Below are 19,698 nucleotides of genomic sequence, written 5' to 3'. Positions count from 1 at the left end.
CTCATTAAGCGTTTAGTTTAGTGAGCAATGTCCACTATCATCTTGCAAAAATGCCTAAAGTTAGTGTTTCCATTCCCACGTTTAATCGAGTTAATTTACTGCCTTTCGCAATTGACAGTGTACTCAATCAGTCTGAGCAAGACTTTGAGCTAATTATTTGTGATGACGGTTCTAGCGATCGCACACCCGAATTGATGTCACAATACACAGATAATCGGATAAAATATATCCGTCATCAGCAAAATATTGGTAAAAGTAATAATATGCGCTCTGGCTTTGATGCTGCCAGTGGTGAATATTTTATTAAATTTGATGATGACGACCGACTAACACCCGATTTTCTCGCAAGTACATCAGCTATTCTTGCTCAAGACTCTAGTATTGATTTTGTTGGTACAGACCATTGGATAATTGATATTAACAATGTGCGCGATGAGGCAAAAACTCAAGAAAATTCTCATCGCTGGGGTAGAAAGAATTTACCCGCAGGTGTTGTAAATAATTTGTTAGAAGTCGTATTTATTCAGCAAAGTTTTCAAGTTGGGGCGACATTATTTCGCCGTAAAACCTTGCAAGAATTAGGATATATGCAGCCAAATCTGCAAAATTGTGAGGATAATGATTTATTTGTACGTCTGGCTTTGGCTGGAAAAAAGGGCTATTACTTACCAGAATTATTGATGGAATATCGCTACCATGCAGAACAGCAAGGTATTAATCGAGCTATTCCTTATTTATTTGATAAAATTCAGTATTTAGAAAATTATAAGTTTGAGTCTGAAAAATTAGAGAAAGTTAGGAAAAATCGTTTAACTGAAACGCAATTATTATTAGGTTTGCGTTTAATTGAAAAGGGTGAAACGCAAAAAGGCAGAGAGCTAGTTTTAGCGGGACAGTCTTTTTCGACTGGTAAAGCTTGGGCTGGTTTAGGTTTATCGTTGTTACCAGTTGGGTTGCGAGGTAAGGCGTTTAATGCACTGCGACAAATGCAGAGTTAGAGATTGACATATTGTGCAGAGGTTGGCAAATCTACCTATTTTGTGGGATAGTTGGGCTAGGTTGGTAAGTTGAGTTGGATCTTAGTTGAGTAATCACAAAGAATGTACCAAAAGTTAAGGCTATTGATACAGTGCGATCGCTAAAGAGTTAGTCTTCCAAAAGCTGCTGAAGAATAATTCTAAGATTTTAAATTATTTAGCTATTGCTGCAATGAGTTCACTCTTATTCATTTTTGAATAACCGATTACTTTCTGTTGCTTGGCCATCTCTTTAAGCTGTGGAACTGTCATAGCGTCATACTCAGACTTTTCAGATTTTTCTTTCTGAGTTTTTTTCTGATTGCCAAGTTTCGGCTTTTGTGTACTCAAAATATTTTCAATTTTTTTTACCGATTCAGCTAATTCAGTAATCTGAGCAGTAAGACTTTCTAACTTTTCTTTTACTTCGTTGTCACCAAATTCTCTTTTCCTCATTAATTCAATTTGTTTTTGGAGAACTTCTTCATTATCTGGATCAATAACGAATGCTCCAATATACTCACCCTTTTGAGGATCTATCTCTTTTGCTCTAGCAGCAGCGTAGTATTCAAAGTGTCCATCAACAACCTCGTATGACTGTGCATTAATTATACGAAGAATTAATGGATTGATAATTCCTTCAACTTTCAAAATTAACTCTGCTGTCTGCGTCAATTTATCTTCTGAGAATTGTGAGCGCAGAACAGGAGAAGAGATTTTTTTTACAGCTATAAATGAATTAGATAGTTTCATTAAGGTATTCCTATTTTTTGTAAAACTTCTATTGCTAATAATTCCATTTCTTGAGCAGAAGTAGAATTTGGTTTAAAATCAAGCACAGACCTGGGATCAGGTATTTCCATATTGCCTATAATTTTAACTTGTTCGCCGCATTTTGCTAGATCCTCTCTTTCATATATGACACTATCCATCACATTCAAGCCATAGCGTTTTGTAATCTGTTCTATACGTTTTGGTAAAGTAGATTGAATAAATCTAGCATTGGTTGAAATTTTACAAGGAAGAACACCAAGTATTTCAATAGGTGATTTACTAATATATTTTCTAAACTTATCTGTTCGCTTAATAAACTCCTTTACATTTAGTAGCCCTTGGTTGGCAAAAGGCTTTAAATCAGAAGGAATAAGTAAATAGTCAGCTGTTATTAAGGCAATTTCAGAAAACAGATCAATAGCAGGAGGTGTATCAAGTATAACAATATCATAATCATGTTTTATCACATTTAATTTTCCAATCAACATCATTTTACTATCAGGCTGTTGACTAAGTTCTGATTCATACTTCATTAAATTAATGTGAGAAGGAACAACATCAATTTCTGGTTGACTAAATAGCGATTTTTTAGCAACCTCTTTTATAGGAAAAGAGTCTTCTGATAGCAAAATATGACTAATATTACAATCTTTTAAATCATCTAGTTCTTCATCATCAAATCTAATTAATCCTGTTGCCAATGTAGTATTAGCTTGGCTATCTAAATCAATTATTAATACCCTCTTTCCCTTCTTTCTTAAGGCAGCTGCCAAATTAACGGTAACAGTTGTTTTTCCTACACCACCTTTATTGTGGTAGATTGCGATCGTTTTCATTGAATGTTGCCTCTTTGTTTCAAGATTTAAATTATGTTTATTTATTTGAACTTCAGGTTTATCTATTAACTGTCCTTCTTTCAGGCTCTCTCTACTAATTAAATCTTTAATTTTATCTAACTTAATTTCAACTTCTTTCCCAGAACATTGAAATACTAATTGAATATCAGTCTGTAATTTTTGATAAATTCTAATCTCTTTGCCGTTAGTCAGCAATCCATATTTAACATTCAAGCTGGTTAAATAATGTCTGAGTCGGGGGACATGATTATTTAAGTTTTGTTTGGGATGCTTTGCCTCCATGACAACACTTAGCGGTGAGTTGGCATCTAAGACAAAGGGAATCACTTGTGCGGCAAATGCTAAAAAATCTAAGCGGATGCTACCAATGGCAACCTCTTGATGCCAGGTGTCAGGAGTATAACCTAGCTGCGGTAGCAAATATTGCACTATGAGTTTGCTTTCAACTTCGCTTTCGTTACGGCATAGCTCAGGATTAAAAGGCAATATTTTTCTACCTCTAAATAATTATTGGACTTAGGACAAAACCTGAGATTTGCTAGATTATGGCATAGCCTTAATTATGTTGAGTGATAGAAATCACTTATAAAATCTAAAACATCATCATAAAATTAGTACTTCTGCTGATAAAGTAACCAATTTTGACAGCTAGCCATATTCAAAATTAACAGACTACGTATGTATTTCCCCATTATCCCTGTAAATGGCTAGAATCAAAGTGTTTACCTATTTGCGCTAAAGGTTTTGGCTACTGTATCTTGTCCCCACTGCCACCAACTTGTTGATAGTCAAGCTATTAGTTGTCCCTATTGCCGGACTACACTCAAAGCTTACGGTCATCCCGGTATTCCATTGCACCGCGCCGCTGGGGATGGGTATCTGTGCGACACTTGCACCTATCACGCTGATGATACTTGCAATTTTCCTAAACGTCCCTACGCCAAAGACTGTACCCTCTACCAAAATATTGAAGAGACAAAGTTAGAGTTGGAACAGCAGCGTTACACTAACAGTTTTGCAGTAACTGTGAAAAGTTGGGTAAAACGCAATCAGGCTTTGCTGTTACTTTTGGGTTTATTATTGGTCTGTTTGTTGTTCGTGATATTAAGGTCTTGATTTGGGTTCTCTGGGGAGTTAAGAATACAACGCTTCTGTGTTGAGTCTAATACAGAACTAAAGAGGGGAGCATCTCACTTTTACAAAAGTAAGATGCTCCCCTTTTACACGATGTGCCTTTAACAGTTGACCACCATCGGCACCAAATACAGTATCACTATCGCTTTGACCCGCTAACCAGAAATCATCAGTTGCATACCTTGGCATACTTTGATGCTCTTGGATAATAAAGTAGCGTTTTTCAGCAGCAATACAAAATAAAAACTTGAGTGTACAAAAATTCTGGTCTGCCAGCCAAACATCGTCTTCTTCAATAGTAGGTAAATCATACTATGCACTCCAGAATTACTGAAGAAAGTTGAAGGAGATGTTAAGCTGAAAATTATAGCGCGAACATTTACTTCTGTCTTAAAGGTGGTGAATTTAAGAAACCACTACTAACGAAATATGAGAAGTATTTCTTAAAGAGTTTAATATCCATTGGCGGACAAACAATTGCAGAATCTGCCAATCCATTGAGAGTATTTTGATAGTCATAATCAACTGTATTTTGATACAACTCCATGATTGTCAAAGAATCTTGATAGACTTTTTCAGACATCATCGGTAAAAGCGGATGTAAAACATTTTCCTGAGAGTGCCTGAAATTTGCAATTAGCTCATCTTTCCACTGAGTATATGGTAACTTCTTTAGTTGATAACCATAAGAACAAATAAACTCAAAAAGCTTGATAAGTCCAATATTTTCGTCTGGTGGGGGTACTATATGGAAAGCTTTTCCTAGAGATTCTTGCTTTTTGGATAAATGGACAATTGCTCTGCTGGCGTAATCCACAGGAAGCAATTCTTCTTTTTGATCTATGAGTTCTGGATAACTACCAAGCTGTATGCATCCTTTAATAACTCTAGGCACAAAAGAATCTTTTGTATGAGCAATACCTGTACCGCTATGTCCCATGAGAAATCCTGTTCTGAAGACGCTAACAGGTATTCCCCTAGACTTGGCAACCCATACAAGATTTTCAGCTACCCATTTGGTTTGAGCATAGCCAAGATCCAGAGCAACATAGTCTTTACAAGACTCGATGTTGTCATCTTCGTAAACTACTTTTTGTCCTGTAAAATGGCTAATTGCACCAAAAACAGCAATGGTAGAAATGTAATGCATTGGTTTAATTTTGCCCATACAAGCTAATCTGAGAACTTCTTGAGTTCCGAGAACATTGGATGCCTTAATTACAGAGTATGGTTTAGCAAAATTGACTTGAGCTGCACTGTGATAAATAGTATCAATTTGCAAACCCAGTTTTTCAAACTGTTCAATAGGAAGACCCAAGTATGGCTGTTCTAAGTCTCCCGGAATCGCAATCACATGAGAGCTAAATTTTGGATGATGAAGGGAATATTTTGCTAGGTTTTGTTGAATCTTTTTCAACCCTTCATGCTCGTTTTGGGAGCGTACCAGGCAGTATATTTTTGCTTGAGTTTGATGTAATAGTTCATCAAGTAAAAAAGCCCCCAAAAAGCCTGTAGCTCCTGTGAGAAAAACATGACGCAATTCATCGATCTGAGCAACAGTCCTTCCTTGAGCATCGATCGCAGGATCGAGTACTACCTCAGATTTGAGATCGATCGCACTGGTTAAAGTAGAAACGCCATCTCGACGCACTGTCTCTATTACCTGAGCCAGCGCTTCTATAGTGGATTTCTCAAACAAGCTTTTTAGGGGTAAATCTACTTGAAAGGTTTCTTTTACATAAAAAATCAACTGAGATGCTAGCAGGGAATTACCACCAAGCTCAAAGAAATTATCGTGAATCCCAACTTCTGCGATCGCTAGAACTCTGCTCCAAATTTCAGCCATTTGTGACTCAATCGGAGTACGAGGTGCAACAAATGCTGCTTCCAAATCGCTTCTATCCATTTCCGGCTCTGGTAGACTGCGAATATCTATATTGCCGTTGGATATCCGCTTAGTTTGCCGATCGCTAGAGAATGTTAACAGGGGTAAGTTGGAAATTGTCTGGTCTGGGTTAGAGACAATACTCTGTAATAGAGTAGAAAAATTTTCTACCATCAGAGCGATCATCTCAGCTTTAAATAGGTCAGTATTATATTCCAAGTTGCCAGATATCCCTGCTGCTGTCTCGCGCAGTTCGAGGTATAGATCGAACTTGGATGTCCCGTTATCAATTTCCAGACGGTTCATTGTCAATCCGGGAACAGTCAGCTTAGGCGTTGGGGTATTCTGAAGATTAAACATCACTGAAATCAGTGGATTTTGGTTGAAGTCCCGCTCGATCTGTAGAGCATCAACTAGCTTCTCAAACGGTAGGTCTTGGTGAGTATAACCCGATAGAGCTACTTCTCGGACTCGACCTAACAACTGTCGGAAACTTGGGGAGTCAGACAAGTTGGTTCGCAATACCAAAGTATTTAGCAAAAACCCAATTAGTCCTTCTAATTCAGAACGGTGGCGATCGCTTATCGGAGCGCCTACTAAAATGTCTTCTTGCCCTGTGTAGCGAAATAGGAGTGTCTGGAATGCTGCCAACAAGGTCATAAACAAGGTAGTACCCTCTTGGCGCGAGAGAACATTGAGGGCATCTGTTAGGGATTTGGGGATAACGACCGATTGACGCGCCCCCTGATATGTTGGCTCTAATGGTCGTGGATAATCGGTGGGCAATTCTAATATAGGTAGACTGCCGCTCAAATGTTGCTGCCAATAAGCAAGCTTATTATCTAAAATTTCACCTTGTAGCCACTGGCGTTGCCAAGCTGCAAAATCAGCATACTGAATAGCTAAATCAGGAAGGGGCGAAGGGTTGCCAGTGGAGAAAGCTTGATAGAGGACTGACAGTTCCTCGAACAAAACACTTAAAGACCAATCATCACAAAGAATATGGTGCAGGTTGAGGAGTAATATATGTTCCTCTGAACTCAATTGCAGCAATGTTGTTCGCAGCAATGGCCCTTGAGCTAAATCGAAAGGACGTTGGGCTTCTTTAAGTACGATCTGGTGGACTTGAGATTCTCGATCGTCTGGAGACAGCCCTTGGAGATTCACAACTAAGAGTTTGATGGGAAAAGTTGAGTGGATGACCTGTATGGGTTGTCCGTTCAAACTGGAATATGTAGTTCGGAGGACTTCATGACGGTTGATAATTTCATTCAAACTCTGTTCTAATATTGTGGCGTTGAGTACACCTCTGAGCCGAATGGCTTCGGGAACATTGTAAAAAGCATGATTGGGTACTAACTGGTCAAGAAACCACAACCGTTGTTGCCCAAAGGAAAGCGGTAAATCGCCATCGCGCCCAATGGATTGTATTGGCACAGAACATCCTATGTCTTCCTGTTGTGCTTGTCTAATGCTTTCAGCTATTTTAGAGATGGTGGGCGCTTCAAAGAAATGCCGCATTGGTAACTCAACTTGAAAGATATCGCGGATACGGCAGAGGATCTGAAAGGCTAGTAAGGAATGTCCTCCCAACGCTAAGAAATTGTCATGAACGCCAATGTTTTTTAGACCTAATACAGTAGACCAAATTTCTGCTACTCGTTCCTCAATAGGAGTGCGAGGAGCAACAAACTTCTCATTCGCATTCAAAGTTTGAATGGGTGCTGGGAGCGCCTTACGATCGACTTTTCCGTTAGCTGTTAAGGGTAAAGCACTCAATTGCACAAAGCGAGAAGGGATCATGTAGTCGGGCAATTTCTGTTTGAGAAAACGGCGTAGATTACCAATATTCGTGTCTGATGATTCGGGCTTGGGAACTACGTAAGCTACTAGGCGTTGGTCGCCAGGGGAAAATTCTTTAGCAATCACTACAACTTCTTGCACATCAGGATGTTGCCACAGTGCAGTTTCAATTTCTCCTAGCTCAATACGGAAGCCGCGAATCTTTACTTGTTGGTCAATGCGCCCAATATACTCAATGTTGCCATCTGGTAAGTAGCGAACTAAATCCCCAGTTTTATATAATTTACTCCCTCCTGCCTTCTGCCTCACTTCGGCTACGCTCAGTGACCGCCTGCCTCCTGCCTCCTCAAAAGGGTTGGGAATGAATCGTTGATCTGTCAGTTCTGAACGGTTGAGATAGCCTCTGGCTAGTCCCTCGCCGCCAATATATAGTTCTCCAGAAACACCTGTGGGGACTATCTGCATTTGTTCGTCCAACAGAAGACAGTATGTGTTGGTTATCGGACGACCGATAGTCACACTGCTATCACCTTTGTTAACTAAGGCAAATGTGGAATAGGTCGTATCTTCTGTAGGGCCGTATAGATTAAAGACTTTTTGAATATTGTCCAACGTATATATCTGCTGCACCAAACGATTTTGCAGAGGTTCACCTGCTAAGTTAACAATGCGAACAGAAGTGGGTATACCTTGAATTCTTAGTAATTCTGCGATCGCAGATGGCACTGTATTGATGAGAGTGACTTCTTGAGCGGCAAGTAAGTTAGGTAAATACAAGGCATTCTCTGCCAAAATCACCTTACCACCACAACTGAGGGGAACAAATATTTCAAAAACTGAGAGATCGAAACAAATAGATGTTGCGGCCAGCACTCCAGCTAGATCCTCGGTTGTAAAAACTTCTCTTGCCCAATGCAACAGAGCGACTGTGCTGTGATGTTCAATAGCTACCCCTTTCGGTTTACCAGTGGAACCGGAGGTGTAAATGACATAAGACAGGTTTTTATCTGTCGCTAGACAGGTTAAATTCTCCTGACTTTGTTGAATAATTACCTCTTTATCGCTATCTAGACAAACTATATGGGCCTGATGCTCTGGAAGCTTTGAAAGTAAATTTTGTTGTGTCAGCAGTATCGATAACTGTGAGTCTTCTAGCATTAAAGCTAGGCGCTCTGAGGGATAGGCTGGATCTAAGGGGACATAAGCTCCGCCTGCTTTGAGAATGGCTAATAGTCCAACAATCATTTCTAGCGATCGCTCCAGGCAAATGCCAACTAAAACCTCTGGTTTGACATTCAAGGTCTGTAGATAGTGCGCTAGTTGATTAGCTCGCTGGTTAAGTTCTTGATAAGAAACTTGTTTGTCTTCAAAAATGACCGCAATTTGCTGAGGTGTTTTTTCTACTTGATATTCAAACAACTGATGAATGCATATATCATTTACGTAAACTGCTGGATTTTCTTGCCATTCCAGAAGCAGCTGGTCTACTTCTATCTTGGGTAGACTGAGGTCTTGTTGAGAACTTTCAGTAGAATTTTTCACGATAAAATAGTAATTTTTGATACTACTACTTTATTCTCAAATACTTAAATTGGCTAGTCACAATGAAAAGTTTCTACTTGGTATGAGTTTAGAGTAATGAAAGCAGAGTGGGCATTTCGTAAGAATTACAGCAGATTGCAACAGGTGTGAGGTACAGACGATCTTAAGGGCACAGCAATGCTGTGCCCCTACGTGTGTACTTCATTTACCTGAAAAACGCTGTAATTGTTCAATAGATAGGGAGAACAATCTCAAATTCAGTTCCCTCAGGGGGCTGAGAACGCACAGTTAAAGTACCACGATGTTGTTGGATAATAGAGTAACTAACAAATAACCCCAAACCTTGACCGCGACCAACGGGCTTTGTGGTAAAAAACGGTTCAAAAATCCGCTCTTGCAGACTTACAGGAATCGTACTATCTGTATTGGCGATCGCAATTCGTAACCATTCACGATCTATCACTCCAGTACGAATCCGAATTTCTGGGTGTTGGCTGCTTTGGGGATTATCTCGAATCGCATCAATAGCATTGTTAATCAGATTTAGGAAGACTTGATTCAACTGGCTAGGATAACAAGTCACCAGAGGTAGATTGCCATACTCCTTAATGACGCGCACTTCGGGTTGATTTTCAGAAGCTTGTAAGCGATGTTGCAAAATTAACAGCGTACTTTCAATCCCACTGTGTAAATCTACAGCTTTGATTTCGGCTTCATCTAAGCGAGCAAAGTTGCGTAAACTCTGGACAATTTTGCTGATGCGATCGCTACCAATCTTCATAGATTCTAAGGTTTTATTAGCATCTTTAAACAGAAAATCAAGCTCAATTTCTTCCTTCATCGCTTGAATAGCTGGATTAGGTTGGGGATATTCCTGCTGATAAAGTATCAGCAAACGCATCATATCTTGAATGTAATTTTCTGTATGGGTGAGATTACCCTTAATAAAATTAACTGGATTGTTAATTTCGTGAGCAATACCAGCTACCAATTGACCCAAGGATGACATTTTTTCGCTATGAATTAATTGTCCTTGAGTTTGCTGCAATTTTTTCAAGGTCTGCTCTAAATCTTGGGCTTTTTGGTTGAGAGCTTGGGTTTTGTGTTCTACCTCTGCTTCTAGGGTGTAAGAATAGTTTTCGGTTTGTTGATACAAACGAGCATTTTCCATAGAGATAGCGGCTTGACTAGTTAGGAGTTGGAGAATCTCGATGCGATCGCTAGTAAAAGCGCCTAAAGTTAAGTTGTTCTCCAGGTACAAAATACCGATGAGTTTTCCTTGGCGACTAATGGGAGTACATAAAACTGATTTGGGCTGGTGAGTGAGAATGTAGCGATCGCTGGCAAATTGCACTGCTGTACTCAAGTCTTCAAACACAGCCGTCTCTTGAGTTCTTGCTACTGCATAAATCAGACTTTGAGGAATTTCTGAGTATTGCTCCAGGGGAATTTCTAAAGTTTTTACCAGTTCTCGATCGGCTTGAGCTACAACTAACCATTGTTCCTCTTGGCGAAGAACCAAATGACCGATTTGGGCGCCAGCATTGGCGATCGCAATCTGCATCAAGGTTGCCAACAGTTTCTCTAATTCAATTTCTTGAGAGATGGCTTGTGCGGCTTTCATCACCGCTTGTAAATCTAAGTATAAATTTTGGTTGCTAGAACTTTTAGTTACACTTCTCATCAAAGTTAAGGGGATGGTTGTCGTAGATGTGATGCCAATATTAGGCGATTGGAGAATGGCTGTTAGTAGTTGCGGATATTGTTCTTCTAAATGGGCAACTTTCGCCTTTGCACCCCAATGGGCGTAGCAGTAGTAGGCTTGTTGCATATAGTCTGCGGCCAGCTTCTCTTTGCCCCAAGCTAGATAGAATTTGGCAGCCAGCTCATTGCTGAGTGCTTCTTCTTGGATGTAGTTGTTTTCTTTTGCCCCCTGAATGGCTTTTTTATAGTAGGTCATTGCGTCTAAATGACCCAAAATTTTTGCTCGCTCTGCTTCAACTAAATCGTATTTGTGTTGATGATTGGCAGGAGCGTGAAACGCCCACTGACTCATCATTTTCTGGTTTTCTGCAACTTTTTCTAGTGCCGATTGTTGCTCTGCTTCATTGCCATTTGAACAGGTAGCCAAAAGAGCGAGGGAGTAATAGAAATTATGTTCGGCAAACTGCAAGAAGCCAACCATGTTTCCCAGGTATTTTTCGGCTTCTTGAGCATGGATAAGTGCCTGCTGATAGTCCTCAAAGATGAACAGAAGAATGGTCTTTGCCAGATGGAGCAGGAACAAGAGAGTTCCGTTTTGAGTTTCAATTAAAATCGGCAGCATTTTTTGCTCGTCGAAACTCTCTCCAACTAGTATTAAGGGATCTTCTGCTGCTCCCATCAAATTCAACACCAGCTGACGACAAATCTGGCTGAAATAAATTTGATATTCTTGTTTGAATTTCAACAACAGATCGATGTATTTTTGTTGTTGCTGATTTACCTGCTCCAGTGCTTCACCGATGAAGAAAAGATAGTTACAGTAGGAGGCGGCGTTGTAGCAGGCATACTCTACATCACCCATTTCTAATCCAACCTGAATAGCTTCACGTAAAGGAGCGATCGTTTTGCGAGCGGGTTCTTGCCAGTGCCGCACAAATACATCAAAAATGTTAACCACTTTTGCATACAATTTCCTGTCGTTGAAGCGCTCCAGCAATTTTAATCCTAATTGTCCAAACCGATAGCCTTTTTCAATTCCGGTTGGGGTACCACATAAAACCAGGCCATAGAAAGTGTAGCCAAATGCCGAAAATGCCGAATTGCCAAATTGAATCGATAGGTTCACTAATGTGTAAGCAATCGGTGGTAACAAATCTGGTTTAGCGTTCAGACTGGGAGTGACCATTGCGATCGCAATTCGCATGGCTGCTAACTTGTGCGGATCGAGCATCTCTGGCAGATTAATTAAATCCTCGATCGCTAACTCCTGTGGAGGTTCTTTAAACAGCGGTTCGCCCAAAAATTCCAGCACTTGCAGACAGATGTCGATTGCTGCCAGCATTTGATTCTGAGCAATGTAGAAATAGATTTTGATTTCATACATCTTCACCTTTTGCAGCAAATCCTGGGCGTGCTGAAGAACAATTTCTGAAAGTCGTTCTGCCTGCTCGAAATGGGCAGTCAGGTACTCAATTTCAGCCGCTTCTGTATAAAGGGCAAGGGTCAGGTCGTAACGATCTGACCAAGCGTTTTCTGGGAGCGCTGCCAGCCCTGCTGTGAAGTATTTATTTGCCATTTCATAGGCGGTTGCTGCCTTGGCTTTTTGTCCTGCAAGCAGGTTCAGTTGAGCTAGATCCAATTCTTGCAGCCTGGAGATTTCGTCACCATTTTGTGCATTCAACAATCCAGGAGAACTTTTTTGAGATGTCAATTTCAGACCGTAGTTCAATTGATTGACAATTTCAAAAATTTTCCCTTCTCGCTCTGCTTCCGGCGTATTTGCCCACAGTTGTTGTCCGATTTGGAAGTGGATAGACTGTTTTCGATCTTCTGGAATCAGACCATAAGCAGTTTGTTGGACGCGATCGTGCAAGAATTTATAAGGAACGACAATCTCACCACCGCGATCCATATGGTCTGAATTATTTGATTGGAAGAACTTGTAGGTTTCGCTAATCGGGAGAATCAGCCCTTCTTGTAACGCCGTCCATAGGTTGGTCGCTATATCAATAAGTGATTTTTCAGAAACCATTGCCAAGGTCTTCAAATCAAATTGGTTGCCAATACAAGCCGCCAGTTTCAAAAGCTCCTGTGTATCCACCGGAAGTTTTTGTAACTGCAATGCCATGAACTCTACCACTCCATCAGTCAATGCCAACTGCCGCACCGAAGCCAGATTGCATTGCCAGTAACCCAGTTCTGGCTGGAACTGAATGCAACCCTCTTCGTGCAGTGCTTTGAGAAACTGCGTTGTAAAAAAGGGATTCCCTTTGGTTTTCTGATATACCAATTGCGTCAGGGGTTGAGCCAGTTCATGGGGACAACTCAAGGTGTCTGCCACCAATTGATTCACCGTTATTTCCACCAAGGGTTTCAGGGTAATCGTATTGACGGTAGCTTGGGCTTGCTGAATCTGTTCCAGCGTTAGTATCAAGGGATGAGTCGGAAAAACTTCATTATCTCGATAAGCGCCCAGAATAAGTAAATATCCAGAATTGGCTTCACCGATCAATAATTGCAGTAAATTCAGAGATGCCGAGTCTGCCCATTGCAAGTCATCCAGAAACATCACTAGCGGATGCTCAGGGGTGGTGAAAACCTCGATAAATTTCTGAAATAGCAAATTAAAACGATTTTGGGCAGCATTACCAGATAGTTCTGGGACTGGCGGCTGTTGACCGATAATTCGCTCTAGTTCCGGGATCACATCAACAATTGCTTGTCCGTTTTCACCTACAGCAGCCAAAATTTTCGCTTTCCACGCCGCCAATTGGACATTACTCTCACTCAGCAGTTGTCCCATCAGATCGCGAAAGGCTTGCATAAAGCCACTAAACGGAATATTACGCTGAAACTGATCGTACTTGCCTTTGATGAAGTAACCGCGTTGTCTGACAATCGGTTTATGGACTTCATTGATCGCCACAGTTTTACCAATCCCGGAAAATCCTGCTACTAGCATCATTTCTGAACTGCCATTAGCGACGCGCTCAAAAGCTTTGAGCAAGGTTGTAACTTCTGTTTGTCGCCCATAGAGTTTTTCGGGGATAATGAAGCGATCGCACACATCCCGTTGTCCCAAGACAAAGGTTTCTATTCTACCCGTTGCTTTCCATTGATTGAGACAGCATTCTAAGTCATATTTCAAACCCAAGGCGCTCTGATACCGATCTTCGGCATTTTTCGCCATTAACTTCAATACTATCTCTGAGAGGATCGCGGGAATTTCTGGATTAATACTGTGTGGAGCGAGTGGCAGCTTGGCTAAATGACAGTGTACTAACTCCATCGGATCGTTGGATTGAAAGGGTAATTGTCCAGTCAAAAGTTCGTACAATGTCACCCCTAAAGCATAGAAATCACTGCGGTAATCAATGCCGCGATTCATTCGTCCGGTTTGCTCTGGGGAAAGATAGGCAAGGGTTCCTTCTAAGACATTCGGATTTTGGATTTCCTGGGTTTCGCGGGGGAGGAGGGAGGCAATGCTAAAGTCAATCAGCTTAACTTGTTGTGATTCTGGATGAATCAGAATGTTGGCGGGTTTGATATCTTTGTGGATGACTCGATGCTGGCAGACTTCATGGAGAATATCAGCAATTTGTCGGGCTATTTCTAAAAGTTCCTCTAAAGATAGGGAATAATTTTGGGTATAATCCCGTAGGGAAATGCCGCCAAAGTCTTCCATTACTAAGGCATAGCTGTTAGCGTATGCTTCTAGGCTCAATGGATGGATTATGCCAGGAATGTTGAGATTTTTGGTAATTGCATACTCGTTACGAAACTGTAATAACTCGTTAAAGTTAGGGTAGTCTTGCCGTAATAGTTTAATCACCACCGGACGCTGACTTGACTCCTGCACTGCTCGATAAACTATTGTCTGAGAACCTGCATATAGCTGCTTAACAATGGCATAACCAGGGATATACGGCAATGGATTTGAATCGGGGATTGCTGCCAGCGTCGTCATAGGGTCAAGTTAAAATTTTGAGAAGAAGTTGATAATTTTAATATTTCCCAAGAATTTGGCAGAATAAACATTCCGTAACTTGTATACATAATTAATTGAGCCACAATTAGGCAAAATTCAATACTGCTTGCACCAAGATTGTCAATGACAGTTATATCAACAACTATGCGAACAGTTAGTGTAGTATTTCTAGATTCAAAAGAGAGCAATGCGATTTTGTAAGACGATCCACCTAGAGAGCGATCGCTAATCAACTCTTATCTATAAATTGAATAAAGTGTGGCAATTTCTTCAAAAGCTTCATCCAAAATTGCCACTATCGGGAATGGTCAAAAATAACAAACCATACTCAATCCTTAATCTTCAAGCTGTGATGATTTTGGATGCTTCTGCAATTTTCAAACTGTGGTAATTTTGGATGTTTCCGCAATAGCTTCAACTTGTATCAACGGCGCTTTTTCTTCAAATATGGCTAAGTCAAACCAAAAAGTGGTGCCAATGCCGACTTCACTCACTAGATGGACTTTACTACGATGTCTGTCGATGATATTTCTAACAATCGATAAACCTAAACCCGTACCTTCTAGGGTGTGAACTCGGTTTTCTACGCGGAAAAAGCGTTCAAAAATTGAGTGTTGATCTTCTGTGGCGATGCCAATTCCAGTATCGGAAATTTCAATCCGCACTGGTACAGATTCGGTGTGGCTGGGGTTGAAATCTAGTTGGTAGGCGCGGATTGCTACTTTACCACCGGCTTTGGTGAATTTAAGCGCATTACCAATCAGGTTGCCAAACACTTGTACTAACAGATCGTAATTACCTAATACTAGCGGCAAATTAGGGGCAACTTCCTGAACAAGTTCAACACCTTTATCTTTGGCATTAAGTTGGTAAGTACGCAGGGTTTGCTCGATCGCTTGGGCTAAATCTACACCATCAAAGCTGTAGTTGCGACCAGATTCGAGTTTTGATAAATCCAAAACATCGTTAACTAGGCGGGTGAGGCGATCGGTTTCATGGTTGACTGTTTGCAGAAACTCTTGCCGTTCTTGTAAAGCCAAGTCTTCGCCGTAGTCGTGCAGGGTTTCAATATAAGTTTTAATGTTAAATAGAGGCGTTCGCAGTTCGTGAGAAACGTTGCTGATAAATTGACTTTTTGCCTCGTTTAGTTCGACTTCACGGGTTATATCTTGAATAGTAATCGCAATACCTTTGATGCTTTCTCTTTGCAGGTTGAGTACTGTAGTCAAAAGAATGCGGATCGTCCGTGGGGTGGGTTGGTTAATAAAAATTCGGAATTCGGCGCTTTCGCATTCGCCTACTGCCATTTCGTACAAGGGACGGGTGATTTCGATTTGTACTGATGCTGGCAAGTGATGCAAGACATTGCAACCGACTACATTAGCGGCTTCCCAGCCAAAAATTCGCTCTGCTGTGGGGTTGACTAAAATCACCTGCATGTTGTTGTCAATCAACACAGCACCATCTGCGATCGTGGAAACTAAAGTTTCTAGCTTGGCTTTTTCTGCGGTTAGTTCTTCAATGTTCTGTTCTTCATAGCGCTCTAATCGCTCTGCCATCTCATTAAAGCTGAAAATTAATTCTCCTAGTTCGCCGCCTAAAGGTAAATTAATCCGCTGCTTAAAATTCCCGGTAGCAATTTGCTTTACCCCCACCAGTAGTTCTTTAATCGGCTTGGTGATGGTCAAAGCGTTAATCACTCCTGCCAAAATCACCATTACCCAAATTGTGATAAAAACGGCAATGGTGACATCGCGGGTAAAATTGGTAGAGATAACAGCGGTTTGATTGGGGTTGAACCCGATTGCTAATACACCTAAGTATTTTTTATTGACAATCAGGGGAATAAATACATCGGTGACTGTCCCATCTGGGGTTGTGTGTTGCCGCACCATCGGCTTGTCCCCATCACCAGGGTAATCTTCTGGCAGTTGTATCCGCCGTTTAATGGTAAGAGAATTTTCTACCTCGGCTTCCCAAAAAGGAATGCCAAAAAAGATTTCCCCGTTTTCATCGGCATAAAGCATATAACGCACGCTAGAGGTGCTGCTATAGAAACGTTGGGAAAATCGGGCAACCTCCGTGAGATTATTGTCCGCAACCAAGGGGGCAACGTTGGCAGCAAGCAGCAGCCCCAAATCACGACCAAAGCGGGTATCATTCATCTGCGCATCCTGCTGAATTGTATTTACAGCCCAGAAGGTTAAACCACTCATCACCAACGAAACTACCATTGTGGCCACAGCCAGCAGTTTAGTTTGGAGAGTGAACTCCGACCACCAACTTGCGATCGCATCTCGAATTGATTTGAACAGACTTAGCATCTTAAATAAAGTTGTTAGTAGTCTTTGTTATAAAGCCCAACAACTTAAAAATTAACAGTTAATTTGACAAATATGTTAGGAAAATGGGGAATGGGGCATCCCTTCTCTGCGAGACGCTACGCGAACGGCTTCTCTGCGAGACGCTACGCGATCGCTCAGGGCAAGTGGGCATTGAGCAAAACAGTTCCAAGTTCCGAGTAACATAAGTGAGATTTCCAATTCAGCACTGGCTCAACGCCCTGCACTCAGCACTCCTGAAGGGTATTAGGCATTAGTTTAACTTTATCTCTCCTGTTTTCCTGAAACCCCAACAACTAAAAAATTAGCGATCGCTAGGATGCTACTGCAAAATCTGTGTACTGCCGCATTTTAGGCTCATGGAATGCCAAAACTATATCTTCTTTGGCAACACCTGCACGAACTAGGTCAGTTGCGATTCCATCTTCAGTCCAATCTTCCTCAATCCAGAATTTGCAATCTCGAATCCGAACGTAAACAGTCATACCAGTAATGCGTTCGCCATTTTGCCAACCAAGGTTCATCCAAATATAGTGACCCTTTGGCTCATCGATAATTAAGAATCTTTCGATGTCTCGGTTAGAACGACGGTTGCATAGTTCTACGTACTCAGTAAGGATACGCTTAATTATCTGGGGATACTCAGTTAATTTATCCATTAACCACTTTATGCCCTATATCTTTTCGGTAATACATCCTTTGAAACTGAATATGTTTGATACTAGCGTAGGCTTGAGCGATCGCTTGCTCAAAATTTTCTCCAATTCCGGTCACATTTAATACTCGACCCCCATCTGTGACTATTTCTTGTTGCTGGTTCAATTTCGTACCTGCATGAAATACAGTTGCTCCTGCTGCTTCTGCCTGCTCAATGCCAGTAATCACCTGGCCTTTTTGATATTCTCCTGGATAACCACCGGAAGCGGCAACCACAGTCGCAGATGCTCCCCCTTTCCAAGCAATGGGCGGCAATTCACTTAAGCGCTGCTGTACGCAAGCTAGAATCAATTCTTCTAGGGGTGTTTCTAACAGTGGTAAAATCACCTGGGTTTCGGGATCGCCAAAGCGACAGTTAAATTCCAAAACCTTCAAATCGCCATCGGGTGCAATCATTAACCCAGCATACAGCACGCCTCGGTAATCAATGCCTTTAGCTCTTAAGGTGGCGATCGCTCTTTCTAATACTTCTGTTTGAATGCGTGCCATCAACTCTGGTGTAGCGATGGGTGCTGGGCTGTATGCTCCCATCCCGCCAGTATTTTCGCCTGTATCGCCGTCACCAATCCGCTTATGATCTTGCGCTGGCAACAAGGGTCTAATTGTTAACCCATCAGTCAACGCTAAAACTGACACTTCTTGCCCAATCAAACATTCTTCAATGACGACAAACTCACCAGCATTGCCAAATTGCCCTTGAAAAATTGCATCAATGGCACTTTCTGCTTGTGTAACTGTTTCAGCCACCGTTACACCCTTACCAGCCGCCAAGCCATCAGCTTTAACAACAATGGGCGCTCCCTGAGATTTGACGTAAGATTTTGCTGCCGCAGCTTCCGTAAATACCGCAGCCCGTGCCGTTGGAATCCCTGCTTCTTGCATCAGGGCTTTTGCCCAAGCTTTACTCGCTTCAATTTGCGCTCCGGCTCTGACTGGGCCAAATACCATCAATCCTTTGTTTTGGAGGTAATCTGTGATTCCCTTAGATAGGGGAACTTCTGGGCCAACTATTACCAGAGTTATGCCATGTTCTAGAGCATATCGGCTCATTCCCTCAAAATCGTCTACTGCTAAGGGCAAGTTCTGGCAACGTTCCATACTTGCCGTCCCCCCATTCCCTGGTACACAGATAACTTGCTCAATTTGCTTAGATTGCAACAGTTTCCACGCCAGAGCGTGTTCGCGCCCTCCATTACCAACGACTAAAACTTTCACTGATTTCCTCGTGCGTCCCTTGCAAAATGAGAATACCTGATTCGACTCTCGCGGATCAATTTTTTCATCAATTCTCACACTTGTGCAAGTTTCTGATGATTTAGTATACCTCTTGTAAAAGTCCCCTAAAATTCCACTCCCCTTAATCCCCCCGATATATTGAGCTACGGTGTACACACAAACCCTGGATTTACCCCCCTTAGTCCCCCCTTATAAAGCTACGGTGTATACACAAGTCTTAAAAACCTAGCCTTAATAAGACTTTCCTCGTTCCCAGTCTCAGACTGGGAATGCATTCATTGAGTCTCTGACTCAATGTCTGGCTGGAGGCAGAGCCTCTAATAAGCCATTCCCAGTCTCAGACTGGGAACGAGAAGTGAGAGAACAATGGGAAAATCGAGCTTTTTCCGACTTGTGTATACACCGTAGCCTTATAAAGGGGGGAAATAAGAAATCTTGTTCCCTCCCCTTTACAAGGGGAGGGTTAGGGTGGGGTAAAACCTTGGGTTTTTCAGCTATTTTAGCTATTGAATTCCAACTGCATTTATTTTAAAAATTAAATTTAACTAATTAGTAAAATTTTAATTTTTATTATTAGTAATTACTCCATCAAGTTCATAACACATTTTTAGCATAAATGTATTAGTTTAATTATCTTTTCTGCTGATATAATTCAACCTATCTATAAAATAATCTTCAATTAATAACCGATTTTTGATTA

The 19,698-nt window shown here is 41.3% G+C and carries 10 protein-coding genes; 2 read left to right on the top strand and 8 right to left on the bottom strand.

Annotated features, from left to right (window positions below):
- The first annotated feature begins 50 nt into the window (after nt 1–50).
- Nucleotides 51–998 (top strand): glycosyltransferase family 2 protein, encoded by a 948-nt coding sequence (locus RMX89_RS06370; RefSeq protein ID WP_322688327.1) that lies wholly within the window; start codon nt 51–53, stop codon nt 996–998.
- A 192-nt stretch (nt 999–1,190) separates the two neighbouring features.
- Here RMX89_RS06370 and RMX89_RS06365 read toward each other — a convergent pair whose 3' ends face one another.
- Both RMX89_RS06365 and RMX89_RS06360 read right to left on the bottom strand, forming a co-directional pair.
- Nucleotides 1,191–1,769 (bottom strand): Rho termination factor N-terminal domain-containing protein, encoded by a 579-nt coding sequence (locus RMX89_RS06365; RefSeq protein WP_322688326.1) that lies wholly within the window; start codon nt 1,767–1,769, stop codon nt 1,191–1,193.
- Nucleotides 1,769–3,133, bottom strand: coding sequence for an AAA family ATPase (locus RMX89_RS06360; RefSeq protein WP_322688325.1), 1,365 nt, complete (start codon nt 3,131–3,133; stop codon nt 1,769–1,771). Before RMX89_RS06360 ends, RMX89_RS06365 begins: the two co-directional genes overlap by 1 nt.
- Before the next feature lie 258 nt (nt 3,134–3,391).
- On the opposite strand from RMX89_RS06360, the gene RMX89_RS06355 reads away from it, so the two are divergent.
- Nucleotides 3,392–3,763 carry a zinc ribbon domain-containing protein gene (locus RMX89_RS06355; protein WP_322678886.1) on the top strand — a complete coding sequence of 124 codons (372 nt, stop codon included), beginning with the start codon at nt 3,392–3,394 and terminating at the stop codon, nt 3,761–3,763.
- Nucleotides 3,764–4,160: 397 nt separating this feature from the next.
- On the opposite strand, the gene RMX89_RS06350 is transcribed toward RMX89_RS06355, so the two are convergent.
- The 6 genes from RMX89_RS06350 to purD form a co-directional block, all read right to left on the bottom strand.
- On the bottom strand, nt 4,161–9,011 hold the full coding sequence (locus RMX89_RS06350; RefSeq protein ID WP_322688324.1) for a non-ribosomal peptide synthetase: 4,851 nt from the start codon (nt 9,009–9,011) through the stop codon (nt 4,161–4,163).
- A gap of 229 nt (nt 9,012–9,240) precedes the next feature.
- Nucleotides 9,241–14,682, bottom strand: a complete 5,442-nt coding sequence (locus RMX89_RS06345) for an AAA family ATPase (RefSeq protein ID WP_322688323.1) — start codon at nt 14,680–14,682, stop codon at nt 9,241–9,243.
- A 398-nt stretch (nt 14,683–15,080) separates the two neighbouring features.
- Complete coding sequence (gene nblS, locus RMX89_RS06340; protein ID WP_322688322.1) at nt 15,081–17,027, bottom strand: two-component system sensor histidine kinase NblS; 1,947 nt, start codon at nt 17,025–17,027, stop codon at nt 15,081–15,083.
- A gap of 75 nt (nt 17,028–17,102) precedes the next feature.
- Nucleotides 17,103–17,231, bottom strand: a complete 129-nt coding sequence (locus RMX89_RS06335; RefSeq protein ID WP_322688321.1) for a hypothetical protein — start codon at nt 17,229–17,231, stop codon at nt 17,103–17,105.
- Between the two features lie 128 nt (nt 17,232–17,359).
- Nucleotides 17,360–17,704, bottom strand: coding sequence for a XisI protein (locus RMX89_RS06330; protein ID WP_322688320.1), 345 nt, complete (start codon nt 17,702–17,704; stop codon nt 17,360–17,362).
- On the bottom strand, nt 17,697–18,977 hold the full coding sequence (purD, locus tag RMX89_RS06325) for a phosphoribosylamine--glycine ligase (protein WP_322682676.1): 1,281 nt from the start codon (nt 18,975–18,977) through the stop codon (nt 17,697–17,699). The genes RMX89_RS06330 and purD overlap by 8 nt, the downstream gene beginning before the upstream one ends.
- Nucleotides 18,978–19,698: the final 721 nt, after the last annotated feature.

This window comes from Nostoc sp. DedSLP04 (assembly GCF_034530775.1).
Lineage (GTDB): Bacteria > Cyanobacteriota > Cyanobacteriia > Cyanobacteriales > Nostocaceae > Nostoc.
This window is presented reverse-complemented; position numbering and strand designations above follow the sequence as displayed.